24 protein-coding genes are annotated in these 26,815 nt (G+C 37.3%); 7 read left to right on the top strand and 17 right to left on the bottom strand.

Annotated elements, in window-relative coordinates:
• Nucleotides 1-28: 28 nt before the first annotated feature.
• Both fabG and ACQQ2I_RS17560 read right to left on the bottom strand, forming a co-directional pair.
• Nucleotides 29-805, bottom strand: a complete 777-nt coding sequence (fabG, locus tag ACQQ2I_RS17555; protein ID WP_431028049.1) for a 3-oxoacyl-[acyl-carrier-protein] reductase — start codon at nucleotides 803-805, stop codon at nucleotides 29-31.
• An 81-nt stretch (nucleotides 806-886) separates the two neighbouring features.
• On the bottom strand, nucleotides 887-1,318 hold the full coding sequence (locus ACQQ2I_RS17560) for a polyhydroxyalkanoate biosynthesis repressor PhaR (RefSeq protein ID WP_431028050.1): 432 nt from the start codon (nucleotides 1,316-1,318) through the stop codon (nucleotides 887-889).
• Nucleotides 1,319-1,537: 219 nt separating this feature from the next.
• On the opposite strand from ACQQ2I_RS17560, the gene phaQ reads away from it, so the two are divergent.
• On the top strand, nucleotides 1,538-2,068 hold the full coding sequence (phaQ, locus tag ACQQ2I_RS17565; protein ID WP_431028051.1) for a poly-beta-hydroxybutyrate-responsive repressor: 531 nt from the start codon (nucleotides 1,538-1,540) through the stop codon (nucleotides 2,066-2,068).
• A 69-nt stretch (nucleotides 2,069-2,137) separates the two neighbouring features.
• On the top strand, nucleotides 2,138-2,635 hold the full coding sequence (locus ACQQ2I_RS17570) for a hypothetical protein (RefSeq protein ID WP_431028052.1): 498 nt from the start codon (nucleotides 2,138-2,140) through the stop codon (nucleotides 2,633-2,635).
• 254 nt (nucleotides 2,636-2,889) lie between these two features.
• On the opposite strand, the gene guaD is transcribed toward ACQQ2I_RS17570, so the two are convergent.
• Nucleotides 2,890-4,254, bottom strand: coding sequence for a guanine deaminase (gene guaD, locus ACQQ2I_RS17575; protein WP_431028053.1), 1,365 nt, complete (start codon nucleotides 4,252-4,254; stop codon nucleotides 2,890-2,892).
• A 442-nt stretch (nucleotides 4,255-4,696) separates the two neighbouring features.
• On the opposite strand from guaD, the gene ACQQ2I_RS17580 reads away from it, so the two are divergent.
• The 4 genes from ACQQ2I_RS17580 to ACQQ2I_RS17595 all read left to right on the top strand — a co-directional run bounded on the left by ACQQ2I_RS17580 (nucleotide 4,697) and on the right by ACQQ2I_RS17595 (nucleotide 8,491).
• Complete coding sequence (locus ACQQ2I_RS17580; protein WP_431028055.1) at nucleotides 4,697-5,413, top strand: FadR/GntR family transcriptional regulator; 717 nt, start codon at nucleotides 4,697-4,699, stop codon at nucleotides 5,411-5,413.
• 205 nt (nucleotides 5,414-5,618) lie between these two features.
• Nucleotides 5,619-6,335 carry a (Fe-S)-binding protein gene (locus tag ACQQ2I_RS17585; protein WP_431028056.1) on the top strand — a complete coding sequence of 239 codons (717 nt, stop codon included), beginning with the start codon at nucleotides 5,619-5,621 and terminating at the stop codon, nucleotides 6,333-6,335.
• Between the two features lie 13 nt (nucleotides 6,336-6,348).
• Complete coding sequence (locus ACQQ2I_RS17590) at nucleotides 6,349-7,773, top strand: LutB/LldF family L-lactate oxidation iron-sulfur protein (protein ID WP_431028057.1); 1,425 nt, start codon at nucleotides 6,349-6,351, stop codon at nucleotides 7,771-7,773.
• A gap of 1 nt (nucleotide 7,774) precedes the next feature.
• Complete coding sequence (locus tag ACQQ2I_RS17595) at nucleotides 7,775-8,491, top strand: LutC/YkgG family protein (RefSeq protein ID WP_431028058.1); 717 nt, start codon at nucleotides 7,775-7,777, stop codon at nucleotides 8,489-8,491.
• A gap of 54 nt (nucleotides 8,492-8,545) precedes the next feature.
• Here ACQQ2I_RS17595 and ACQQ2I_RS17600 read toward each other — a convergent pair whose 3' ends face one another.
• The 9 genes from ACQQ2I_RS17600 to yeiL form a co-directional block, all read right to left on the bottom strand.
• Complete coding sequence (locus tag ACQQ2I_RS17600; RefSeq protein WP_431028059.1) at nucleotides 8,546-9,952, bottom strand: SpoVR family protein; 1,407 nt, start codon at nucleotides 9,950-9,952, stop codon at nucleotides 8,546-8,548.
• Nucleotides 9,953-9,976: 24 nt separating this feature from the next.
• Complete coding sequence (yhbH, locus tag ACQQ2I_RS17605; RefSeq protein ID WP_431028060.1) at nucleotides 9,977-11,140, bottom strand: sporulation protein YhbH; 1,164 nt, start codon at nucleotides 11,138-11,140, stop codon at nucleotides 9,977-9,979.
• 157 nt (nucleotides 11,141-11,297) lie between these two features.
• On the bottom strand, nucleotides 11,298-13,193 hold the full coding sequence (locus tag ACQQ2I_RS17610; protein WP_431030547.1) for a PrkA family serine protein kinase: 1,896 nt from the start codon (nucleotides 13,191-13,193) through the stop codon (nucleotides 11,298-11,300).
• A 299-nt stretch (nucleotides 13,194-13,492) separates the two neighbouring features.
• Nucleotides 13,493-13,693, bottom strand: coding sequence for a gamma-type small acid-soluble spore protein (locus ACQQ2I_RS17615; protein ID WP_431028061.1), 201 nt, complete (start codon nucleotides 13,691-13,693; stop codon nucleotides 13,493-13,495).
• A 283-nt stretch (nucleotides 13,694-13,976) separates the two neighbouring features.
• Complete coding sequence (locus ACQQ2I_RS17620; protein ID WP_431028062.1) at nucleotides 13,977-14,561, bottom strand: helix-turn-helix domain-containing protein; 585 nt, start codon at nucleotides 14,559-14,561, stop codon at nucleotides 13,977-13,979.
• Between the two features lie 261 nt (nucleotides 14,562-14,822).
• The gene (locus ACQQ2I_RS17625) at nucleotides 14,823-15,581 is read right to left on the bottom strand and encodes an ABC transporter ATP-binding protein (protein WP_431028063.1); all 759 of its coding nucleotides are present in this window, start codon (nucleotides 15,579-15,581) and stop codon (nucleotides 14,823-14,825) included.
• A gap of 5 nt (nucleotides 15,582-15,586) precedes the next feature.
• Nucleotides 15,587-17,905 carry an ABC transporter permease gene (locus ACQQ2I_RS17630; protein ID WP_431028064.1) on the bottom strand — a complete coding sequence of 773 codons (2,319 nt, stop codon included), beginning with the start codon at nucleotides 17,903-17,905 and terminating at the stop codon, nucleotides 15,587-15,589.
• A gap of 126 nt (nucleotides 17,906-18,031) precedes the next feature.
• Nucleotides 18,032-18,658 (bottom strand): TetR/AcrR family transcriptional regulator, encoded by a 627-nt coding sequence (locus ACQQ2I_RS17635; RefSeq protein ID WP_431028065.1) that lies wholly within the window; start codon nucleotides 18,656-18,658, stop codon nucleotides 18,032-18,034.
• A 288-nt stretch (nucleotides 18,659-18,946) separates the two neighbouring features.
• Nucleotides 18,947-19,627, bottom strand: coding sequence for a transcriptional regulator YeiL (gene yeiL / locus ACQQ2I_RS17640; protein WP_431028066.1), 681 nt, complete (start codon nucleotides 19,625-19,627; stop codon nucleotides 18,947-18,949).
• 77 nt (nucleotides 19,628-19,704) lie between these two features.
• Between yeiL and ACQQ2I_RS17645 the strand changes: the two genes are divergently transcribed.
• Nucleotides 19,705-20,400 (top strand): YjjG family noncanonical pyrimidine nucleotidase, encoded by a 696-nt coding sequence (locus ACQQ2I_RS17645; RefSeq protein WP_431028067.1) that lies wholly within the window; start codon nucleotides 19,705-19,707, stop codon nucleotides 20,398-20,400.
• 217 nt (nucleotides 20,401-20,617) lie between these two features.
• On the opposite strand, the gene ACQQ2I_RS17650 is transcribed toward ACQQ2I_RS17645, so the two are convergent.
• The 5 genes from ACQQ2I_RS17650 to ACQQ2I_RS17670 all read right to left on the bottom strand — a co-directional run bounded on the left by ACQQ2I_RS17650 (nucleotide 20,618) and on the right by ACQQ2I_RS17670 (nucleotide 26,812).
• The gene (locus tag ACQQ2I_RS17650) at nucleotides 20,618-21,928 is read right to left on the bottom strand and encodes an alkaline phosphatase family protein (protein WP_431028068.1); all 1,311 of its coding nucleotides are present in this window, start codon (nucleotides 21,926-21,928) and stop codon (nucleotides 20,618-20,620) included.
• Nucleotides 21,925-23,172: an MFS transporter gene (locus ACQQ2I_RS17655; protein WP_431028069.1), complete on the bottom strand. Its 1,248-nt coding sequence runs from the start codon at nucleotides 23,170-23,172 to the stop codon at nucleotides 21,925-21,927. Before ACQQ2I_RS17655 ends, ACQQ2I_RS17650 begins: the two co-directional genes overlap by 4 nt.
• 195 nt (nucleotides 23,173-23,367) lie before the next feature.
• Nucleotides 23,368-23,934, bottom strand: coding sequence for a DUF4256 domain-containing protein (locus tag ACQQ2I_RS17660; RefSeq protein WP_431028070.1), 567 nt, complete (start codon nucleotides 23,932-23,934; stop codon nucleotides 23,368-23,370).
• A gap of 180 nt (nucleotides 23,935-24,114) precedes the next feature.
• Nucleotides 24,115-24,243, bottom strand: a complete 129-nt coding sequence (locus ACQQ2I_RS17665; RefSeq protein ID WP_431028071.1) for a hypothetical protein — start codon at nucleotides 24,241-24,243, stop codon at nucleotides 24,115-24,117.
• Between the two features lie 232 nt (nucleotides 24,244-24,475).
• Nucleotides 24,476-26,812, bottom strand: coding sequence for an FtsX-like permease family protein (locus tag ACQQ2I_RS17670; RefSeq protein WP_431030548.1), 2,337 nt, complete (start codon nucleotides 26,810-26,812; stop codon nucleotides 24,476-24,478).
• Between the last annotated feature and the right edge of the window lie 3 nt (nucleotides 26,813-26,815).

Raw genomic sequence — 26,815 nt, forward strand, 5'->3', positions numbered from 1 at the left:
TTAATGGTTTCTATCAGCGCGCTAAAAGTTACATGTATAGTCCACCATTAACATTAATTGCTTGGCCGGTTACAAAGCTCGCTTGTGCTAAATATAGAACAGCCTCTGCCACTTCACCTGGTTGACCTAATCGTGGAATCGGCACTTTTGAAACGATCGATTGTTTTACATCTTCCGGCATTTCTGCAACCATTTCAGTTTCAATATATCCTGGACAAATGGCATTTACAGTAATCCCTTTGCTTGCTGTTTCTAAAGCTAAAGATTTTGTAAAACCTAATAAACCTGCTTTCGTTGCAGCATAGTTCGTTTGACCAAATGCCCCTGCCTGACCAACGATTGAACTAATGTTAATAATGCGCCCGAATTTTTGTTCCAACATATGTTCAATCACTTGTTTTGTTGTATTGAAAACCCCTGTTAAATTGACATCTAATACTTGATCCCAATCTTCTTTTTTCATTTTACGGAATGAACGGTCTTTCGTAATACCAGCATTATTAATCAAGATATCGACTTTACCGAAATGCTTTATTGTTTCATCAATTAGTTTTTGCGTATCTTCTGGAACGGCTACATTCGCTTGAACCGCTAAAACTGTCCCATCATTTTTTTCAATTTGCTGAACTACCTCAAGCATACATTCAGTCCCTTGTTGATAAGTCGCTACTACTTTTGCACCGTTTTTAGCTAAAGTTTTTGCGATTTCTGCCCCGATACCACGTGATGCGCCAGTCACAATTGCCACTTTCCCTAGTAATGGTTTTTGAATCTCAACTTGGTTTTCTTGTAATAATACTGTCATCAACAATCTCTCCTCTTAATTTAATATTCATTTGCTTTTTCGAAATATCATTTACTTCGATTTTTTGTAAATATATTTTACTTAGCTATTTGAATTACGCGGAGGCGAAGCGGGAGGGGTACTCGGTTTAGAAAGTAATTCAATGACCGTATCCAATTTTTTATCTAATTTCGTGACAGCTCTCTTTAAAGAATCAATTTCTTTTGCTGTATTTTCTGTTACGCTATCTAATTGATCTTCTAAATCAATAATTTTCGTTTCAACATTGATAATTAATGATGCCGTATTGGCCACATCCTCACGAGTAGGCACATTAATTTGCTTCAAGTAAGACTCTGTAATGACATTAAAAAATTCCTGTTGCTGTAAATATTGACTTTGGACTTGCCCTAATACTTCCGCAAAAGATTTTTGTTCTAACGTCTCTTGAATAATATCACGCCAAGAACTTTCTGCTTTGTCATACAAATCTTTCCATAAACTAAAAGCTTCAAATGGAGTTTTATTGGTCAATATAAATCCTCTCCTATTTTTAGAATTTTCCCAACAATTAAAATTTACCACATATGTAAATTTTTTCAATATGTTATTGTGACAAAAATATTACTTTTACACAAAAAACACAATTGTAATTTTTGGTACTTATAATTTATTTATGTTAATTGTTGACAAAATATTCGTGTAGGTGTAAATTACACTTATAAGCTAATTAACTATAGGTGGTGATAAATCATGAAATCAGAGGAAAGTAATGACAAAGTAAAAAATCCGAATATTGGAGCACCTAAAAATTTTTTAGTTCCGATTATGTTATTACATCTTCGTGAGTGGAATTCGCACGGCTATGAATTGATGGAAAAATTAACGACATTTGGTATCAACTCTGTAGATCAAGGCAATTTTTATCGCTTATTAAGGCAACTTGAGAAAGATTCACTTGTCACATCCGCTTGGGATACAAATTCAAGTGGTCCAGCAAAACGTATTTATTCCATTACGGAAGCCGGCGAAAAATATTTAGATATGTGGGCAGGTTCTTTAAATCAGTACCAAAAGTTATTGAACAATTTTTTCAATCTATACAATCCTTTTTATACTCCAAGTCAGTCACTTCAAGAAAAACAACAAACTGTAACAGCTTCAGCAGCCAAAAAAACTACTAAGACTACTACTATCCCAGAAACGAATGCACCTAAACAAAATACAACTGTTAGAAAAAGAAGAAATACTAGAACTGCTAGACAAACGAAAAACGAACAATAATCTTTGGATGTTATGCACTTCGTTGCATTCATTATAAAAAATAAAAGGTAATTAACGGGAGGAACAATAATGAACAATGATGTATTACAAAAAAGTATGGATACTCTTTGGGATGGATGGTTAAACAGCTTTAAATTAGTTCAAGAATTTCAAGATGAAGTAGAGAAAAAAGCTATACAAGCAGTCGAAAGTCAAAAAGAATGGCTAAAATCTACTGTGTCTACATTAAATTCAATTGAGGAAGAATCGAAAAAAGCTTCTAAAGAATGGCAAGATAAAGTAAAGGTCAGTTTAAATGAGATGAATAAAAATAAGCAATTAGATCAAGTAACAAACTGGCTAGACAGTTTACAGGATATTAACGAAAAGGTACAATCCTTCACGTGGAAACCGAACCACGCTATCTTAGATCTTCTTGAAAATTCGCAAGAGCAATGGGAAGCGACGGCTAAAAAAGCAATCGAACATCAAAAACAAGAACGCAGCGAAGCATTCAAGAAAATAGAAGAGCTTGCTGGTGAGTTAAAAGAAACGCATAAACGTCTATTAGCAGTAGGCAAAGAGTAATAGTAGCTATTACTCTTTTACCTAAGCATTTGCCTTACACTCTACCTAAAACTTGTTAGGCACTACTAGGTTGTGACAGCTGCCACTGTCGCAACCTTTTTAACGTCTTTTTAGCAAGTCTCATGGAAAATGCTCTTACCTAAATAGTAAAGGTTCTGTTGAATATGTGCAATCCATTTCACTATTCAATTTAGATGCAAGGTTACATAAAATATATTTGATTCGATATGTGCACTATTTTAATAAACCTTTAACTAACGTGAATGTACCTTTTCCCCTTGTACCCATACTTCACGAATGTTTTCTGGGCGGGCTAAATACATCATTTTTTGGAAAATATCGTGTAAAGGCTCATTCGCCTCGTAAATTGGTAATCTAGCTGACGGAATCGTCGTATCAATCACTTGAACATCCCACGTATAATTCTCAGCTAAGCGCCCGATTGGTAAGCTTAAGCTTTCTCCTCCCCCAGCAGTGGCGAAGTAAAAGGCTTCATTTACCGTAATGCGTGCATTCGGTACACCGCGCTCATTTGCAGGAAGCGCCGGGTTCACCCCATCCTCTAACATACGAGAGGACATGACCGCTTGACGAATATTATCAAATAGACTAGGAGAAAAACCGCCTGAAATATCGGAACCCAGACCAATTTCAACCCCTTTTGCATGGAAATGCGCAAGCGGAATCACGCTATTAGCAAAATACGCATTGGAAATTGGGCAATGACTAATCGCCGTTCCTGTTTGTGCAAATAAGTCAGCATCGGCATCATCTAAGAAATTACAGTGCGCCATGACTGATTTTTCACGTAAAAGCCCGAAATCATGTAAGGCAAAGGCATCATTTTTACCATAGCGTTCTTGTACATATTGATGCGCCCAATCACTTTCACTACAATGTGATTGAATATACGTATCATACTTAGCCGCTAATTCCCCTAACCCTTGTAGCCCTTCACTTGTACAGCTTGGGATAAAACGCGGTGTCACAACAGGATAAACGCCTTGCTTTACGGACTTCGCTAATTCCTTTACCGCTAAAATAAATTCTTCCGTATCTACTAGCGCCGTCTTCGTATCAGCATCGCGATAATATGTTGGAGTCTGCTCTGGATCGTCCATCACGACTTTTCCAACTAATCCTCGCTGTCCTTTTTTCGCACAAATTTCAGCAAGTAAAATACTAGCTTCTTTATGCACTGTCGCAAAATAAAGGGCTGTTGTCGTACCATTTGCTAATAAAGTACTGACAACATCTTCATACACCATCTTAGCAAACGATAAATCCGAAAATTTCGATTCAATCGGGAATGTATAAGTGTTTAGCCAATCGAAAAGCGGAATATCCAATGCCGTTCCCGATTGTGCCCATTGGGGTGCGTGCACATGCAAATCAACAAATCCCGGAAGGAAATACTGCCCTTTCGCTAACCGATGGAAGTTTTCCTTACCTTCATACATACTTAGTAATGTGTCATAATCTTCATCTGCTGGTGCAACCACCTTTTCAATCATGCCCTCTGCATTGATACAAAAAAGATGATTTTCTAATATGTGAAGTTCTTTTAGAGAGTTGCTCGAAAAAGCAGTTCCTTGAAAAATATGTGTGTAGTTCGACATAGATGCTCCTTCAATGTTGTAATATTCGAATGCTATCAGTATAGGGGATTTTTATAAAAAAGTCGAAAGTATAATACGAGGTAACTTTGCTTATATTTCATATATTAATAGCTGGTACAAGTGTATCGCGATCGCCACAGCACTTACTCCCCCTTGCTTGAGGAGCAATGTCTTTTGGGGAAATAACAAAAACAGGTGACGCACTATTTTCGTCACCTGTTTTATCTAAAATGCACTAAGGGGGGCAAATTACGTTAATTTAATAAGTCAGTCTCCTGTTGAAATGGCGTTGCCCGCTTCTACATAAATTTCTTTCACAATGCTGTCTTGTAACAACCGATTATGATTACACCTATGACTTTCCTCAAAATTTTTATTTTCAAATTTCAAAAGCAACTTCATGTATAATGAAAACAATGTGAATAATAAAGAGGTGTAACCTTTGGCATATAAAAAAATTAAAACGAAAAAGATTTACGAAGAAATAACCGACATGCTACTACACTCTATTCGTTCAGGAGAATTAAAGCCAGGGGATCGATTAGATTCAGTTGAACAGCTTGCAGAACAATTACAGGTGAGTCGACCGGCTGTTCGGGAAGCACTTTCCGCTTTGAAAGCGATGGGACTAATTGAAATTAAGCAAGGGTCTGGCACGTTTGTGAAAGAAACGCCAAAACAGGAAATTGTTTTTCCATATGCTCCTCAACTGACGAAACAAGACATCGAACATTTACTGGAAGTGCGGAAAATCCTTGAAGTTGGTACTGCTGGATATGCTGCTAAAAATCGCAATGAAGAAGATATAGCTACTTTAGAAGTGATCTTAGAACAAATGAAACATGCACATGGTAATGAAGAACTCGGTGAAAAAACAGATTTCCAATTCCACTCCGCTATTGCAAAAGCATCCCAAAATCCCATGCTCTTCAATTTACTCAACCAAGTGTCTGAAACGATGATTGAAACGATGCGTGAAACTCGCCGCATTTGGCTATATTCAAAAATTGCAACGAGTGAGCAACTATTTGAAGAACATATGAACATTTATCTTGCGATTAAAGAGGGCAATGAATTATTAGCAGAGCAATGTATGGATTTACATTTAGAAAATGTTCGTGCCACTTTAATGCAATATTTCGAATCAACGAACGGTTAAAAAGTGACAATATGAAAAGACATTTTTAAGCCGGAATGTTTGCGACCACCGAAGAAGCTGTCCAATAAGTAGGACGGCTCTTTTTTTTGAAAATTTCGCCTAAAGTGCTTTCTTTTTTGTTGACCTCTGTAGTAATATACTTATTAAATACCAAAGTCATCAGATGACCTGTTGAATTATATAAATATAATAAGGGGTGGAAACTTTGAAAGTTACTCTTTTTGCTACATGTTTAGTCGATATGTTCCAAGGAAATGTCGGAAAAGCAACTGTCGAATTGCTTGAACGTTTAGGGTGTGAAATTGATTTTCCAGAGAATCAAATTTGCTGCGGGCAGCCATCTTACAATAGCGGTTATGTAGAAGAAACAAAAAATACAATAAAAAAAATGATTGTTACATTTGAGCATGCGGAATATATCGTTTCTCCTTCGGGTTCCTGTGCTTATATGTTGAAGGAGTATCCAGAAATTTTTAAAGGAGATCCGATTTGGGAGCCAAAAGCTCAAGCACTTGCAAATAAAACATATGAGTTGACGGACTTTATCGTCAACGTTTTAAAAGTTGAACATGTCGGAGCGAAATTAAACGGTACTGCAACCTATCACTGCTCATGTCATATGACAAGACTGTTAGGTGTGAAAGATGCGCCGATTACATTGTTAAAAAATGTCGAAGGTTTAAATTTTGTTGAGTTACCAGGTAAAGATCGATGTTGTGGCTTTGGCGGAACATTTTCTGTGAAAATGGGTAATATTTCTGGACAAATGGTTGATGAGAAAGTACAAGATGTCGAATCGACAGGAGCTAATTATTTAATTGGGGCAGATGCAGGATGCCTGATTAATATCGGTGGGCGTATCGGTCGTGAAGGGAAACCTATTAAAGTAATGCATATTGCAGAAGTATTAAATACTCGCTAAGGGGGGATTTGCAATGTCGATGAAAACGAGTGATAAACAATTTAAAGAACGTGTGACAGATAATTTATCCGATACATTTATGCGTGGTGCCGTATCAGCCGCACAGGAACGTTTCCAAACACGGCGTCTAGCAGCTGCTGAAACCCTCGGAAACTGGGAGGAATGGCGTTCACACGGTGAAGAAATCCGCCAGCACGTACTCAATCATTTAGATTATTATTTACATCAGCTAAGCGAAAATGTAGCAAAACGTGGTGGTCATGTATTTTTTGCGCAAACCGCTGAAGAAGCATCCAACTACATTCAACAAGTAGCTAAAGAGAAACAAGCAAAAAAAATTGTCAAATCCAAATCGATGGTGACGGAAGAAATTCATATGAATGCAGCGCTTGAGGCAATCGGTTGTGACGTAATTGAAACAGACCTTGGTGAGTATATTTTACAAGTGGATGATCATGAGCCACCTTCTCATATCGTTGTACCTGCACTGCATAAAAATAAAGAACAAATTCGCGATGTGTTTAAAGAGAAACAAGGCTATGATAAAACATCCAAACCGGAAGAACTTGCGCTTCATGCACGAGAAAAATTGCGTCAAGAATATTTAACAGCAGATATCGGCATCACTGGCTGTAACTTTGCCATCGCCGAGAGTGGCTCCATTACACTTGTAACGAATGAAGGGAATGCAGATTTAGTTGCAGCCTTACCGAAAACGCAAATTACCGTAATGGGAATGGAGCGTATCGTACCAACGTTTCAAGAAATGGATGTACTCGTAAGCTTACTGACACGAAGTGCGGTTGGACAAAAGCTGACAAGCTATATTACAACATTAACTGGTGTGCGCGATGAAGGAGATTCAGATGGACCGGAAGAATTCCACTTAGTCATTGTCGATAACGGTCGCTCTGATATTTTAGGTAGCGAGTTCCAACCAATTTTACAATGTATTCGCTGTGCTGCCTGTGTCAATGTTTGCCCCGTATATCGTCATGTTGGCGGTCATACGTATGGCTCCATTTATTCAGGTCCAGTAGGTGCGGTACTTTCTCCCCTTTTAGGTGGCTATGACGATTATAAAGAATTACCATATGCGTCTACCTTATGTGGAGCTTGTACAGACGCTTGCCCTGTGAAAATTCCGCTCCATCAATTGCTTCATAAACACCGTCAAGTAATTGTTGAGCAAGAAGGACGAGCACCTTTCACTGAAAAAATGATGATGAAAGCGTTTGGTTTTGGTAGTTCATCTTCAGGATTATATGGCTTGGCGAATAAAATGGCGAAGCCCGTGATGTCTCCTTTCACAAAAGGCGATAAAATTACAAACGGCCCAGGACCACTAAAGGCTTGGACTGAGGAACGTGACTTCCCTGCTCCGAATAAAGAAAATTTCCGTCAATGGATGAAAGAACGAACGAAAGGAGACAAATAACATGAACGGAATGATTCACAACCGCGATCAGTTTTTAACAAACATTGCGAGTAAACTTGGTCGTGAACGTTTGACGACTATCACAAAACCTATGTGGCAATACGAGCCTCAACATCAAGTGCTAGCGGGCTTAAATCAAGATGAACTGTTAGAAATATTAATTGAACAATGTAAAAACATTCATACGAATATACTCGTTACCAATTCCAATACATTGCCTACTGTCGTGAATGACGTTGTCAAATCATACGGCGCAGGATCCGTTGTCGCATGGCAAGATGAGCGTTTTCACACATTTGGGCTAGACACACTCATGAATGAACAATGGCCAAGTGAAAATATCCAACTTCATTATTGGCATGAAGAGGCTGGCGCTGACAACATCCGATTGGCTGAGCAGGCGAAAGTGGGCATGACGATTAGTGAAATGACGCTTGCCGAATCGGGTACAGCGGTGTTATATAGCGGGAAACATCGCGGGCGTTGTGTTAGCTTCTTGCCCGAAAACTCCATTATATTCATACCAAAAAGCACAATCGTACCACGTATGACACAAGCAGCAAAAAAAATACATGACATGATTAAAAATGGTGAGCAAGTCGCTTCATGTGTGAATTTCATTACAGGGCCAAGTAATTCAGCAGATATCGAAATGATTCTTGTAGTAGGTGTTCATGGACCAGTGAAAATGACCTATATCGTTATAGAAGATCAGTAAATAGAAGAGAGGCGTTCAAAAATAACTTCTTGGACGCCTCTTTGTTTATTTACTTTATTTCACACTACGAGAACTTTTCTTCCCGTCATAGGAGTAAATCATTTGTTTATTTTCTACATACGTTTCTAAATGAACAGGGCGTCCCCATAGCTGATAAATATAAGGTAACACGTGCTCTAAATATTTTGGGTCCAGCTCGGTTCCTTCATAGCCGTGCTTTAAATAGAGTTCGCCGCTTCTTTTGTAGTCGCCATCCTCTATCACAATATAAGGGAAGCCGCCATTTACGCGCATGGAAACGAGTTGATCGCGGACATTTTCGTAATCTTTATCTGTAATGCGATATTCATTGCCCTTCTTCTCAAATAAATAAAGATCTTCTTGCTCTACTAGCTCCTTTTTTAAATAATTACGAATAAAGGAAATGTCCGATTCAATTTCGCGTACCTCGAAAATTTTTTCTCGACCAGAGTTCGGCAAAACTCCTGCCTTTTTCATTTCCTCTGTCGGATTATTATACCTGTTCTCAATATCTTCAAAAATTTTCAGCCCTAAATAATACGGGTTGATTGTTGTCTTAGATGGTTGCACAACACCTGCATTTAATTTGGCAAATTCAATCGTTTCAGTTGTTGTTAAATCTAACTCTCGCAGTATACGCTGATGCCAAAAAGATGCCCAACCTTCATTCATAATTTTGGTTTCTAACTGTGGCCAGAAATACAGCATTTCTTCTCGCATCATCGTTAAAATATCTCGTTGCCAATCGTCCAATTCCCGACTGAATTGTTCAATAAATAGCAATATATCTTTTTCGGGTTTTGGCGGGAATGGTTTTCGCTTTCGCTTCGGTACATCTTCTTTTGGTGCTTCGTTATCTAAATTCCAAAGGTCATCATACAATGTTTTTTGAGCAGCTACTTCTTCATCTTCCACTTCTAAATCATAATTCTCTATTAACTGTTTTGGTCTTAAAATAGATGGGTCGATATGCTCTTGGATGGATAATACAGCATCTAAAAACTTCTCGACCTCCTCTTTCCCATACTGTAGTTCGTAATGGGCAATTCTGTCTGCTGTCGCGGACATACTTTCGACCATATCTCTTCTCGTATTAGAAAATCGAATATTATTTTTGAAAAAATCACAATGGGCTAACACATGGGCGATAATTAATTTGTTTTGGATTAACGAATTCGTATCGAGTAAAAACGCATAGCAAGGATTGGAATTAATGACAAGCTCATATATTTGACTTAAACCTAAGTCATATTGCAGTTTCATCTTATAAAACTGTTTACCAAAGCTCCAATGTGTATATCGCGTAGGCATGCCATATGCCCCGATCGTATAAATAATATCTGCTGGACAAATTTCATAATGCATTGGATAAAAATCAAGTCCAAAGCCGGCCGCAATTTCTGTTATTTCATCGATGGCTCGGTGTAGTTCTTTTTCCATCTACATCCCCCTTAGACTTTCTAATCAAACTAAAGCATCTTCCTTTTTGAAAAATGTTTTTAATGCTTTATACACATCACTTTTTTGTTTCAAAACATAATGAAGGAATTTCGGGTTATCGATTCTTTTATAAGTGGACATTAGTGTAGAATATCTGCCATGAGGATTGACTTCCCCGTAGCCGAACATCCTAGAAACCCCCATTAACTCCTGTACTAATTTAATACATTTCTCATTGTCCGCTGACACATTCTCTCCGTCCGAAAAATGGACTGGGTAAATATTGTATTTTACCGGGCTATATTTCGCTTGAATGAGTTCTAACGCTTTTGCGTAAGCCGATGAACAGATTGTTCCACCACTTTCTCCTTTCGTGAAAAATTCCTCCTCTGTTACCACTTTTGCCTCTGTATGATGGGCGATAAATTCAATTTCAACGGTTTCATATTTCGAACGTAAAAATCGGGTCATCCAAAAGAAGAAGCTTCTTGCACAATATTTTTCAAAATAGCCCATGGAACCACTTGTATCCATCATCGCAAGCACGACTGCTCTTGATTCTGGTTTCACGACTTCATCCCATGTTTTAAATCGTAAGTCATCATTATGAATAGGGCTAATCGCTGCCTTTCCTTTAATCGCATTACGTTTAATGGCCGAAAGGATCGTGCGTTTCTTATCGATATTCCCCATTAGTCCTTTTTTGCGAATATCATTAAATTCAATTTTATCGGTCGTAATATCTGCCATTTCTTTTTGCTCTAAATTTGGCAACTCTAACTCCTTAAATAACATGTTCTCTACTTCTTCAAAGGTTACTTCTGCCTCATAGTAATCTTCTCCCGGCTTATCGCCTGCTTCCTTTCCTTTCCCCGCTCCCTGCTGTGCTGGACTTCCATCTCGTGCCACTACATCGCCTACTTTGCTATCGCCTTTCCCTTGACCAACGTGCTTGGATTTATCGTTGTTGTAACGAATTTTATATTCATCTAATGACCGGATCGGAATTTTCAAAACCTCACGACCATTCGACATCACAATGCTTTCTTCAGTGATTAAATCAGGTAAATTATTTTTTAGCGCATCTTTTACTTTCTCCATATGGCGTTGTTGATCTTGATGGCCTTTGCGATGGAGTGACCAATTTTCTTTTGAAACGACAAATCGATTATGCTGATTTTCACTCATTTTCATCCTCCTCCATCTTTTCATTGTTTGACTATACGGTTTCACAAAGCGAACAACATTCACTTTTTATATGTTATGACTGTGTTGAAAGTTTTTGTACATAATTTGGGTAAGAAAAAAGAGCGCCCAAAAAGCATTGGACACTCCGTTCAAAAGTTTAACGATTTAAGAGGCTGCCTACGTATTGTAGTAATTCATTTGCTGAAGTTGAATTGTAGCCATGTTCATCGATTAATGTAGCAATGACTTCATTCATCTTTTTCAGTTGCGACTCATCCGGTGTTTTCGTTGAAGTCGTAATTTTCACTATATCTTTTAAATCAGCAAACATTTTCTTTTGAATGGCCTCTCGTAATCTTTCATGCGAATCGTAGTCGAACCGTTTCCCCTTTCGCGCAAACGCTGAAAGACGAATTAAAATTTCTTCACGAAATGCCTTTTTCGCATTTTCCGATACGCCAATTTGTTCTTCGATCGAACGCATTAATTTTTCGTCAGGATTCATTTCCTCTCCTGTTAACGGATCTCGCAGTCGATTTTTATTGCAATATGCTTCGACGTTATCGAGATAATTATTCATGAGTGTCTTTGCTGATTCTTCATATGAATACACAAATGCCTTTTGCACTTCATTTTTCGCAATTTCATCGTATTCTTTTCTCGCAACTGCAATGTAGTTCATATATTTTTTTCGTTCTTCTTCCGAAATCGAAGGATGTTGATCTAGTCCATCCTTCAATGAACGTAAAACATCTAACGCGTTAATGGACGGTACTTCTTTCCGGATAATAGCAGAAGAAATTCGATTAATAATATAACGTGGATCGATACCGTTCATACCTTCAGATGAATATTCTTTTTTTAGCTCCTCTACGTCCACTGCATTATACCCTTCGACACTTTCGCCGTCATACAAACGCATTTTCTTCACAAGGTCGATGCCTTGTTTTTTCGGGACTTCTAGCCTTGTCAAAATCGAGAAAATAGCAGCAGCCTTTAAAGCATGTGGTGCAATATGCACGTCTGCCATGTCGCTATTTCTAATCATTTTTTTATAGATGCGTTCTTCCTCACTCACCTTTAAATTGTAAGGAATCGGCATGACGATAATTCGGGAGTGGAGCGCTTCATTTTTCTTATTTGAAATAAAAGACCGGTATTCCGTCTCATTCGTATGGGCCACAATTAATTCGTCCGCGCTAATTAACGCAAATCGACCCGCTTTAAAATTCCCTTCTTGCGTCAACGATAATAAATGCCATAAAAACTTTTCATCTAGCTTTAAAATTTCTTGGAACTCCATCATACCGCGATTCGCTTTGTTCAATTCCCCATCAAAGCGATAAGCACGCGGGTCAGACTCTGAACCAAATTCAGCAATCGTTGAAAAATCAATACTACCTGTTAAATCGGCAATGTCTTGTGATTTCGGGTCAGAGGGCGTAAATGTACCAATGCCCACCCGTTTGTCTTCTGAGAAGAAAATACGCTCTACCATTACGTTTTCAATACGTCCATCATATTCCTTTTCTAGACGCATCGTATTTAACGGTGATAAGCTCCCTTCTATTCGAATCCCATACTCTTCATAAAAATCATCACGTAAATGGTGTGGAATCAAATGAAGTGGATCTTCAAACATCGGGCATCCTTTTATTGCGTAAACGGCACCTTCATCCGTACGGGAATATTGCTCAAGTCCCCTTTTTAACATGGTCACAATCGTGGATTTACCACCACTTACTGGTCCCATTAATAATAATATTCGCTTTCGAACATCTAATCTTCTAGCTGCTGGATGGAAATATTCCTCCACCAGTCGCTCCAGTGCTGTTTCAAGCCCAAATATTTCTTGACCGAAAAACTGGTACATTTTGTGTCCATTTCTTTCCGCTACACCAGCACTTTTAATCATGTGGTACACGCGTGAATGCGCTGTTTGAGCCACTTCTGGTCTTTCCCTCATAATGTCTAAATACTCAGCAAATGTACCTTCCCACTTCAACCTATCCTCTTCTTCACGGTAGCCCCTGACTTTATTTAAAATGTCGATGACCATCCCTCCATTCAGGGCATGTTTTTAACATAGTATGAAACAAGACAAATGATGATACCTAATACTTTTGGATTCCTTTAAATATTGCTAATGTATTTTTCATTATTTTTATGGTATTGGACGTAAGTGCCTGCTTAGCCCCGACAAATCTTATTGAGTCTGAAGTGAAAACAAAAGGGATCGCCATGTCCCAGGGCATATGCTTTCGCCGAAACATTGTCATTTCTTTATATGTAACGTTGTCTCATATCCTCACAAATGAAAAATGGAGAGATCATGCATCTCTCCGTTCTTTTTTATTTATTTTTATTGGATGAGTTCTTTTCGTGATAAAATTCCTTTGCGATTTCCTCATTATTCGTTGTATCGTATCCATCTACTTGCACAAGCATTCGTTTTATTTGATTGTACGATAAGCCCGAAGCCGCATTTTTTCGTTTAACGTCGTCTATATTCGTCCCAGAAGAAGTAAATTTATCATTGTTGTTATTGGTCATGAATAAACCTCCTTGATTATTTGCTTTTATGTTTCCTCAAAGAAGGATTATTATGACTGAGTTTGCGTGAAATTATTTTTTACTTTTGTCGATGCGATGATATTCTGAAATTTGCACAACTCTTACATGTCTCATGTGCAACTCGTGATACATGCCTCAACTATCGGTAAACGAAATATATTGATCACGCTCACTTCGAATCAGCTCCTCAGGTATTATGGTTATACTTTCCTGATTGATGGGGAAATATAATGAGGATTATCTCAGATGAATATATCATTTCTTAAATCAACTGATAAAATAATCCGTGTTGTGTACAGTACCAGAGCAGCGTTCCATGTTTACGTTTCGGAATACGTGTTTGCAATGCCCATTCTGGATATTGTTTGATAATCTGCACTTGCTCTCCTGTAGCAAAAGCAATAAATGAAATATAATGGTCTTTATTCATCGGATGGTTACTTGAAATATACCACTCATCCTCAACTACCGAAATTTCCAACTTTTCTTCATCTGTCGCTTTGGTTGGCACTAAAGCATCTAGTTTTCTGCCACAGCAAGAGATCGTTGCATTACCTGTGGATAAGACAATATTATGGCATGCGGGGCATACAAAGTATGTTGATTTTTTCATATTTCCTCCTACAAAATCATTGGTGGTAAGTTCACCATCTAGAATCTCTTCAATGTTTACACCGAGGAGGGAAGACAAATCCTGCAATAGCGAGATATCCGGGCAACCTTGACCACGCTCCCATTTTGAAATCGTTCGGTCAGAAATATGCATTTGTTCCGCCAATTCTTTTTGCGTAAGCCCTTTTTCCTTTCGCAACTTTAATATCAAGTTGCCAATTTTACTACAATCCATCGCTTCACCTCCTGATACATTCATCATAGTTCGTAATCGCTTCTTCAACAACAAACGCTCCGTAGAGTACTACAAAAAAAAAGAACGCATCCCCTTTAATCAGGTATCCGTTCTTACATTATTAAGCTAACTATACTACTCTACACATCGAGTAAAGTTTTCTGTTTTCAATGTTTTATACCCTCTCAGAAGAAAACAACTACTTAGAAGACATTAGATCTAAATTATTATTAGCAAAACTCGTGACTATGAAACAATAAATCATATGCCTATTTCTAGCATTTTGACTGTTATTTTTTGGACCCTGTCATCAATATCCGTGCCATCAAACTTCGGAAGCTTCATCTCGCTCACAATTTTTCCATCACGCATAAACAGAATTCGTTCTGTCCACGCCGCAACCTTTACATCGTGAGTGACCAACATAATGGCAGTACCATCCGCATTGATTTCAGAAAATAAGGCCATAATCTCCTGCGCAGATTTTGAGTTGAGAGCACCTGTAGGCTCGTCACCGAAGATAATTTTTGGATTGTTCATAAGCGCTCGGCATATTCCCGCACGCTGAAGTTGCCCTCCCGAAACCTGTGTAATGTCACGCTTTTCAAGCTCCTCAATCCCCACCCTTTTCATAAGTGCTCTTGCTTTCTCCGTAATTTTCGCAGCATTTTTTCTATTATCACGCATTGATGGAAGAATAATATTATCTAGAACATTCAGGCTTTTTAACATAGTAGGCTGCTGAAAAACAAATCCCATCTTTGTTCTACGTATATCGGAAAGCTTCTCCTCCCGAACTTCCGATAAATCTTTGCTTTCAAAACTAACTGTTCCACTATTAACACTATCTGTCCCGCTCAATACAAACATCAACGTCGATTTTCCCGATCCCGAAGGCCCCATAACTGCCACAAACTCTCCTTCGTTTATTTCAACGGACACTCCGTCGAGAACATTATGCTTCTCATTGCCCTCTCCGAAAGATTTTACTATATAGTCACCGATAATAATCTTGCTCATATCCCCTACTCCTTTATGCTTTCTGAAATTTTTATTCGTCCGGCGTCCGCTGTACCAAGCATTGTTGCAATAAGTACCGCACACATCATTAGCAGTGGAGAAAGTAAGTACGCCGAAAATGGATTGACCGTAAACTTAAACGACGATGCCCCAAATGAGGAGATCACTGCACCTGCAAGTACCTCTCCTAACGTATTTGCCAGAAGCGTGCCGAGAATAATTCCGCTAATTAGAACGAATAGCGATCGTGAAATATACTGCGCCGCAATATCTGTATTAGTAAAACCAAACACCTTCATTACAGAAATAGAATATTTATCCTTTACGACGAGCATTTTCATAAATAATAGTGTCACTAGCGCCGTTATAATGAGTGCAATAGTAGCTGAAGCATAGGAAGCCACTTTAACAGAACTTATTGTCGAACCGAATGTCTGTGTAACGAATTCATCAACGTCTGAAATTTTGGCGAAGTTAAACCTATCTGTATACTCCGAAACTTTTCGATCTACAAGAGTTGGATCTGAAAATTCAGCGCAGATAATGCTCCACATAATATTTGTCGACTTGTCAGTAAATATTGCTTTGGCAGTTTTGCCGCCATTGGTAATATCAGAATATATTCCGCTTACTGTAAGCTCCTTCTCCTTTCCTTCAATTACTAACGTAAGAACATCACCGACCTTTTTGTTCATTTCATCAGCATTCATAGTTGAAAGCGCAATTTCATTTTCTTTAGCGGGTGCTTTACCGTCTGAATATTCGATAGGAAATGTCATATGATCGCCAAGTTCAATTTTAATATTTTCTTCCGATCCGTCTTCTAACTTTGCTTTGAATATTTTTGTTGTAAGAACGGTATAATTTGAAATGGTCGTGTCGCTGCCCATTGTCTTTGAAATTACATCGACTTTTTCAGCAATATTATTCGTCTGCTGAATGTCAATGCGCATATCGTAGTTACCCACTCCCATATATCCAATAAAGCTTTTGGAGGAAATCGTGTTGTATAGATTCTGAGGAACAATCAGTATAAATGCCGAAATCACTAACACCGCAAGCATTGTGGCATATAGTCTTTTTCTTGCGAGAACATCTTGAATCCCCAAAAAAATATTCGTATTAAACAACCTGTTTGTGCTTAATACAAAACGCTTTGCACCGATGTTTTTTTCCTGTGAAGTACCAAAACGTATTGCCTCTGCAGCGGATATTTTTCGAAAGCGTTGTAGTACTCTGTTTACATAGAAGATAATCAAAAATAATACGAGCAGTATACTGATAATCCCTAAAGCTGTAGCAAACGAAGAATTTTCACTTCCACCCATATAAAGCCTTATATTTTCAAGAAGCATGCCTTTGAACATGATAGAAAGCCCAAACCCGAGAATACCACCTGCCACGGCAATCACTGCATATTTCGCAAGGTAAATCTTTTGGATATCGGAAACACGTAAACCTATTGCCTTCATAACACCAATTTCACGGTAGTCGTCTTCGATTTTTGCAAGGAGTGTAAAGCGTATGCACATAAATGCGATGATAATAATAAGTGCGCTGACAAGAAGTATAACGGCAATCATCATTCCATCTGAAAGTGCGTTCATCATTTTGAAAAGTTTATAAGTAACTGTTGGTCCATTGGCTTCAAGTCCGGCGGAAGCATAAGCCGTTTCAAATGCACCTAACTTAGAGAGATTCTTTAATCTGAACTCAATCAAATACTCTATACTTCCACGACTTTTTATTTCCTCGTAATCATGTTCGCTAATAAGAAATCGCTTTGAAGCGGAGAGCGTGGAATTCATCTGCGAATCGCGGAGGAATCCCGCAACGGTAAACTCCTTCCCGCCTATTGTTGCCTTGTCACCAATCTTTGTAGTGTTATCTTTCATATAACTTATTGGAACATAAAGCTCTCCATCAGATACATTTATGATGTTTCCTTCAAGATCAAGCAGATAATCGAATTTTTTATTTTGTACGCTAAAGCCATTATCCTGAACATTACCCGCAAGTGAACTTTCACCTAATATAATCTGCACGCCATCTATATTGAGAAATTCTACTATCTGAAATTCATCGACATTACTATTGTGCTCTGCAAAAGATGTAAGTCGTGCAGTATCAATTTCACCCGAATGCATTTGCATAAAATGTGGCGTTTTAGCTTTTATCATAAGTGTGTCTAGCGCACTTGAAAGATTGACCATCAATATCGCCGCAAGCGAAACAAGCATAGCTGCAATAGCGATAAATATTACTGTGATCAGCGTTATCAATTTACTCTTTAACATGTCATTACGGATTATTCTGAAATACATAAGTCACCTCTGTTTTCAAACTTTTAACCGATTTATCATTGTACACAATTACCTAGGTCACACATATCAGCACTCTTATGATAAGGAGAAAAATATCGTTTTCCATTACTAAAGATTTTTTTCTAATTATTCATTGCTACCAAACATCTTTATAACTGACATCAGATTCCCGCTTTCAACACCAAGTAGCCTTTCTACATTAAAAATAAACGCCTGAATACGTGTAGCACGCTCCTCATTGGTCATTTGAACCATATCATCATCAAAGATCGTATTTGCATATGTCACAACCATTTCCATACATTCATACGGGAATGGTGTGTTGAATAGCCCTTGCTCAATACCCTCACAAATGATTTCTGCCAGTATCGGCGTAAGACTGTTGATGACGACCTTCTGTATTTTCTGATGCATAAGTGCATTCTGCGGTCTGTGAATATGCTCCATAATTTCCTGACTGCCTCCACCACTTAGGTTCATTGACATTACAACACGGATAATGCGATCAACTACGGGTACACTCTTGTCTGCGGCAACTTTTTGCGCTGTTTCTAAAAGACGGATACTATACCGCTCAATTAGTGCATCCATAATCTCCTCCTTCGATTTGAAGTGGTGATACAATGTTCCCCGCGCAATTCCGACCTTTTCGAGAATATCGTTTGTACTTGTTCCGTCAAAGCCTTTCTGACCAAAAAGTTCATCTGCCGCATCCAAAATTTCGTTCCTGCGTTCCCCTGCTTCTTTTCTCATTTCTACTCCTCCTATAGACCGACTGCCTGTCTGTAAAATTATAACATCATAATTTCAATTTTCAAGAATAAATTACAAATTAAAGGAAAATAAATTCATAAGAGATTCTCCGTTCCTTTTTCTATGTAACTTAACGAATTAACATAATAAAAGCAGATGGTTAATGAGAAATTCACTACTGAACTTCTACACCATCTGCTTTCTATGTTTCAAGTAATATTAAATTAAACTCTAACTATGTTACTGTTTAGTAAGTATAAACGATTTAAAATAAAAAGCTCACCTATATTACATTTCATTCATCCGATTGGAACTTAATTTTTCTAACTCCCCTTTATTAAGGATAAAATACTGCCTTCCTTCTTTCTTTAATAATCCATCTTGTTGAAATTGATTAAATGTGTGCATGAGATGTCGATAGCTTACCCCTAGGTACTCTGCTGTTTCGGTATGTTTTTCTCCGAAACATCCGTCATTTTCTAGTTGAAGAATATATTCTGCCAATCGATTTTTGAATTCATAGTCCTGCATCGCTGTATAATGATTCGTTCGTTTCAGTAATTTATCACCTAAATATTTCGATAAATCATAAAGAAACAGATTACTATTTAACAAAAGCTCCTTCGATGAAGACAATGGAATCGCTAAGCAAGTGCAATCATTTATCGCCACCACATCTTTTAAATCCTTCTCTACTTCAATTAAAGATAGTTCGCCAATAAAATCATCTTTCTTTAGAAATTGAATTAACGTCCGCTTCCCATTTTCATGGACTCTATATATTTTTGCTCGCCCATCTATGATGAAAAATAAGTACGGCATGTCTTCATCAAAACGCACTATGTATTCATTAGCAAAAAACTTACACACAAAGGCTTGTTCTAATACCGATTTCGGAAATTTTTTTTGAAGATCATTATATATATCCACAAAATGTTCGGCATAATCCTTCAATAGTATTTTCTTCATTTCATCACCTCAATGTGAGATATCTCCTATTATTATATTCTGGCCTTCGGTATATTACTATTAAGAGGTGGATCGTCATGAACAAATACAAACATATTATCTTCGATTTAGATGACACGATACTTGATTTTCAAGATTCGGAACAAAAGGCTTTAAAGCAAATTATAATGCAATACAAGCTACCCTATACTCAAGAAACAATTGCGGTTTATAAACAGATTAATGAGGAATTATGGAGCTCCTTAGAAACAGGTTCAATTTCTCGAGAAGATGTACTAGATACACGTTTTTCCCTTTTCTTAAAGGAATTTAATATTGAGGAAAACGGAGCAAAAGTGGAAGAAATGTACCGTGAGCATTTAAACGAAGGGCATAAAACGATGCCTCATGCATACGAGTTATTAAATGCTTTACGGATGAAAGGCTATAAACTCTATGTCGGCACAAATGGTGTCGGCAAAACACAAAGAAAAAGATTAACAGATGCCGAGCTACAAGGTTATTTCGAACAGCTTTTTATCTCTGAAGAAATTGGTTATGAAAAACCGAATCCAAATTTCTTCCATTACATTTTTGATGCTCTCCATACCCATCATAAAGAAGAATTTTTGATGATTGGTGATCGTTTAACATCGGATATTCAAGGAGCCATTAATGTTGGGATCGATTGCGTATGGTTTAACCCTAAAAAAAGTGAACCTCCTTTGCATTCCCCGAAAAGTACTTATACCGTATCAAATTTAATGCAAATTATAGACTTATTAGAGAAATAGGCATGTACACGGAGGTCAGAAGAATAGTTCGGTGAATGATTAGAAGAAGGATCTAATGTCACAGGAACAATTATTATTTTGGTAGTTGGCATAAAGAAGTACCTCCCTTTCATCTGAAGTGGTACTAGAGCAATGTTTACATTAAAAACGAAAACAGACGAACGGGAAATTCACTATTGAATTTCTCATTCGCCTGTCTCTTTGTGTCTACCTAAAGCTACACTGTAACAACATTTGTTTTAAATATTTCCGTCAAAGCTCTTCCGTCGCAATTAGTAAAGTTTATACCTAGGATAGTAGCGATAGTTGGTGCAAGATTAATCACTTCTACTTCGCCTAATTGGAATTCATTTTTAACCTCTTCGCCTGATATCACAAGTACACTTGTATAGTTAGGTTTATTAGGGGAATAGCCATGTGTGGCATATTTAATACCGCGCTGGTGTAAATCAACTATAATGGGTTCATCGTATGCATCTTCAAAGGTATAACCCTCCTTAGCCTCTAGCATGTAGTGGAACACACGGGCTACATGTAAGCCATCGAGCTCATTTCTTGTATAGATGCTTTCAATTCCATAACGATCTTCAGCAAGAGCTCGTTCTAGTAATTCAAGTGCTAGTACTTGTGCTTTAGAATCACCTTCTCTAACATGCAAGTAAGCTGCTCCACCTGCCCCTTGTACATAGGCTCGCCATTTCAGTTCACCGTTTTCTTCATAAATAAGCCCATTATCTTTCAACAGACGATTTAAATACACCTTATATCGCACATCTAGCTGTCCGTGGTCACCTACTACGATAAAAGTAGTATTCTCTTTGATTCCGGCTTCCTCCACCGCATTCATTAAATCGCCTAGCCGTTTATCCATACGCCTAATAGCCTGCTCAATGTGCTCTCCCTTTGTGCCAAGAGCATGCTTCGTATCATCCAGTTCGATTAAATGGAGCAGCAGAAGATTTGGTTTTTTACGCTTGATCGTATCAACTGCACACATTGTTGAAAAATCATCCAAGTACGGCTGCTCAATCCCTTTCCGATATCGACCGTATTTGTACTCCATCCTCATGCTGTAAAACGGGCTACCATTTTTTAATATTTTTAATGCTTGATTTTCGTTTTTAATTGCCTTTATTTCTGGCATATTATATTGTATCGATGCTTTTCCTGAAACTGGCCATAGGATTCCGGCCACATTCATACCTCGCCTCACCGCTTCATCATAAATAGTCGGTACTTTTATATCGCGTCTAAACCAGTGCCAGCTCTGATCCTCTTCGGGAATGAATGGTTGGAACGGGTTATTATGATAAATACCATGCTTATTCGGATAAACCCCTGTTACATAAGAAGTATGAATCACATATGTGAGGGTTGGGTAGACACTTTTCACCTTCGTCGTCCATGCACCATTTCCAATTAGCTTCGATAAATTGGGCTGTTGACTAGCCATCTCCCAGTTGTCCTGTGAAAAGGCATCATAGGAAATAACGATTACATATTTCTCATGCTTTAATTTCGAATTCATCCAATCACTTCTCCACCGATTTTCTTTTCCTTTGGTAATGTTAAAAATACAATTAACCCAATGATAAATAGGGGAATAATCGATAAAATGCTTAATTTTGCGTTACCCGTTACAGTAGTTGTTAATGCCATTAAAAATGGACCTAGAATAGCCGCAAACTTACCGAAAATATTATAGAAGCCAAAAAATTCATTCGACATTTCCTTTGGTATAATCCTGCCGTAATAGGACCTACTCAGTGCTTGAATCCCACCTTGCGCGGAACCAATCAGTGCACCAAGAATGAAAATATGCCAAACGGACGAAATGAAAAATGCCGCTATACAGGAAACAATATAAGTTAAAATACCAACAACAATCATCGTTCGTGCTGAATATTTTTTAGCTAAATTTCCGTAAAGTAATGCACACGGAAAGGCAATAATTTGGATAACTAGCAAAATACCAAGTAATGTAAATGTATTAAATGCGTCATTTTCTAACACGCTTGTGGCATAAGGAACGACCATTTTAATAATCGTATCTACTCCATCAATATAGAAGAAGTAGGCGATTAAAAATAGAAACACAATTTTATAGTTTTTAATCTGTAATAGGGTTGTACCTAGTCTTTTAAAGCTATTGGCTACAGGCTTAGGCTCCGGCTCAATATAGTAACGCTGGCGAACATGCTTTAGCATCGGTATCGTTAATAAGCCCCACCAAAGTGCTGTAATCATAAAGCCGATTTGATACCCGATTGCCTGATCCATTCCCATAAAGAAAATGACTGCTAGACTAATCGCAAATGGAATGACACTGCTGATATAACCGTAAGCAAAGCCACTCGTAGACACTTTATCCATTCTTTCATCGCTCGTTACATCAACTAAAAAAGAATCATAGAAAATATTCGCACCAGCAAAGCCAATTGCTGATAATACGTAAAGTAGGATTAAAAGCTGCCACTGACCACTTTCAGGAGGGATAAATGTAAACGAGAATGTTGCTAAAATGCCAAGTAATGCAAAAAAGATAAAGAAGCGTTTTTTCTTATCCTTATAATCAGCGATTGTGCCTAAAATCGGGCTAAGAATTGCAACAAGAATACTAGCTAGTGAATTAAAATAACCAAGGTCCATGCTATTTGTATCCTTAAACATACCGAATACAATCGGAAATAAGGCAGTCGAAATCGCCATAGAATACGCTGAATTCCCACAATCATACAGTATCCAAGATTTCTCTTCCCTGCTTAGCTTCATCCACCCACCCCTTTTAGATTAAATCTGTTACCGTTATTATATCATTCTCCTTTTATTGAAATGATTAAAGGTTTTGTTAATTTATAGTTAAGTGAAAAGGATGAGGTTAACCCTTGATAAAAAACAAAAAAGAACGAATTCCACCTTTGAAAATTCGTCCCTTCATTATATTGCACTGATTCCTTACAGCAAAAGTTAGACCCTTAGCGAGCCTCGGAAGCCTCTAGCAGCATAGTAAGATTCTGCTCCATTATGGTATACAAAGACCGTATCGTAGCGACGATCACAAAAGATGGCGCCACCTAGCTTTCTAATGTTGTCCGGTGTTTTCACCCAGCTGGATGTTTTAGTATCAAAACTCCCTAACTTCTGTAGCTCACGGTATTGTTCTTCCGTTAAAATCTCAATCCCCATATCAGTAGCCATACCAATAGCACTGTTCTGTGGTTTATGTTGTTTCCTTGACTCTAGTGCTTCGTGGTCGTAGCAAACACTTCTGCGACCCTTTGGACTCTCTGCTGAACAATCCATGAAAATATACTCCCCTGTATTCGCATCAAGACCTACTACATCAGGCTCACCTTCCGTAGCTTCCATTTGATGAAGCGACCATAGCTTTTCTGGATTCTCTTCAAGCTTTGCTAATATCTGTTCCCATTCAAACCCTTTATGACGATTCATGTTTTTCTCAAAACGAGCTTTTAATGTTTTTACAATCTCTTCACGTTGTTCTAAGGACAATTGCTTTTTTTCGTCTTTCATGCTTAAACCCCTATATTAAAAATTTATTGTACTGCGTTTGAACTTGTTTCATCACCTAGTAATTTCTTATTGCATCGTTTTCTAGTCTCTGTTTTCATTCTACTTCATTTATCGTTCGTTTTCACTCATCCTCTACAAAATTCATTTCAAAAAGAGCGGGCGCTAATTTTATTCAAATGATTATGGTCTTACTAAAATTTTAGCTTGTTTTTTATCTGATACTAATTTATCGAAACCGTTTTCTACGATTTCATCTAAAGGAATTTTGCTTGTAATTAATGGTTTCACATTAATTTGACCAGAAGCCATTAAGTGACGACCTTAGCTTGATTCATGCATAATAAAAAGCAGACGGTCAACTAGAGGTGTATTATCGCACTCTAAACCGTCTGCTTTTTAAGCAATGTTCAATGAAAAATTCACTTCCACTTCACAATGCGTAGTAACACAAGAGTTGTTGGTAGGTTTATACGAAAATCAAGTAGGTTCAAAATCTAGCCTATTTTAATACTAAAATTATGCATAGTTTTTCTGACTCTCATTATTCTGTAATTAAACCGTAAGCAGATATTTTCTTAATTTTTAAGGATACGAGCATTGAGACAATGTAGGCTAACGTAAGGAGTCCTACACAAACCACTGCAATAATCGGTAAATGGATGGTGAATTCCAAACGTCTAATACCTGCACTTGAAAGTAATACAGAAAGTATAGGATTAGTGAAGAATATCCCTAACAAGCCACCAATACCAACACCTGTGATGATTATTGGTAGCAAACTGATAGATATTTGATTCATCAGTTGAATTGTTGAATAACCAATTGCTTTCATAACACCAAACTCTTTCTTACGCTTTGTAATTATTGTTTGAATGACTAGATATAAAATCAATACAACAACTAACACAGTAATTGTCAAAATGATTACCATAATAGCAAATACTGCATCTGTATACATACTTGTTTGGCTTTCTATCTGTTTATCGAGATCTAATGTATCAACTATATAATCTCCGTACTGTTTTTGGACATTATTGATAAAGTCTTTGTTGGATATGTCATCTAAATATACAAAAAATGTAGTACCTTTATAGTTTGGTTGTAATCGTTGAATGCCGTCCATTGTTAATGATGCTGTCTGCCCTACATTACCAACTGTTTGACTAAGACCCGTTATTAAATAATTGTCTGTTTCATCTCCATATTTTACGTTAACCGTATCACCAATTCCTTTATTTATTCGATCAGACACAACCCAAGATATAGAAATTTCATTTTCATATTTAGGCTGACGACCTTCATAGACAATATTATTTTCTAACCGATTAAAATTTTCCGTAACATTCGTATGTACAAACTGGTCATCAATTTTTATTGAAATAAGATCAACTATATTTACGTTCCTTACTTCGTCCATCTGTTTAATGTCACTTAAAAGTTCACTTGTATCTGTATCTCGCTTAGCATATACCATCACATTCCCCGGTTCTTCACCAAATAAGTTAACAAATGCGGACTTGTCAAAAGCAATATTGTAATACAGCACTACAGAAAAAACTGTAGCAAACGTTAACGCCATAATAATTAAAAGGATCATGATATTTTGTTTCACATTTGCCAACATTGACTTAATAGCTAATGAAAAATGAAGCCCGCCTTTTGCTTTTTCCAAAGGAACATAATTTTTTCTAAAACTATGTGTCTGAATACCCCCACGAAGTGCTGCAACAGGTAGAATTTTTCGTACTCGAAAGGCTGATAGTAATGTGACGATGACAACACAAACCGTCACAAAGAAAATACTGATTAAATTGATTATCATATCAAAGCTATTAATCCATACTAATCCAGATAATTTTGAAATGATACTTCCGATTAACGGCATAAGAGCATATGACAATGCAATTCCTACTACGCTAGCACTAAGCGTAATTAAGAAATACTGGAGCATGATTGATGAAAGAATTTGCCTACTTGTATAACCAATGGATTTCAACACGCCGATATTTGCCATGTCATCTTCAATATTATTCGAAACACGAAACTTAATGACAATTAATGAGACAATCACAATAATTGCCGAAAAAGCTATTAATATTGTAGCGATTATTTTAATAACTAATGAATCTACATTTTTAAGCATTTCAATATCTACACCCCAGATGTAAGAAGTCGATTCCACTGTTTGAGGTTTCTTGACATTTTGAAAAAAATCATTGTTTAACTTCGGAGATTGTGTTTTATCTTCCATCACTACAGATATCATGACACCTTTTGATTGATTGTCTAGTTCGTCTGCTAGTGATTGATAGGCGGTCTCTGGTAACATAAATTTCATTATACCGCTGTTATTTGTACCCATCATCGTTGTTTCTAAAAAACCAGCAATTCGGTAGTCATAGTTCTTATCTTGATAGGTGATGGTAAAGTCATCGCCTAATTTATAGCCCCCATTTGTTTTAAAAATGTAAGGTACATAAATATCATTGATACTCGTTGCATTCGACTTTTCAATTAAATTCAACGGTCCAATAGCACGTTTGGTATCCGCATTAAAAATAACAAAACTATCCGTTAATTCACCATTACCAAAAATAACTTTGGCAGTGTGCAAGTTGATAGTTTCTTCTGTTTCAGTTTCTTTTATGCCAGCATAATTTGCTAAATATTCGTTATGAGCCGCATGATAACTTGCTTGGTCCATTATAAATGTTACATGGGCATCTTTTAATTGTTCGTTTTTTTGATCAAAAAATGCATTGAGCTGTGTATGGACCATTAACCCCACATTCAGAAGTAGCGCAGCAACTAAAATGAATATAAATAAAGACATGGTAGCAGATTTACTTTTTCTAATATTCGCCATGGCTAGGTTCATGAT

This window comes from Lysinibacillus sp. LZ02, assembly GCF_050613145.1.
GTDB lineage: Bacteria > Bacillota > Bacilli > Bacillales_A > Planococcaceae > Lysinibacillus_B.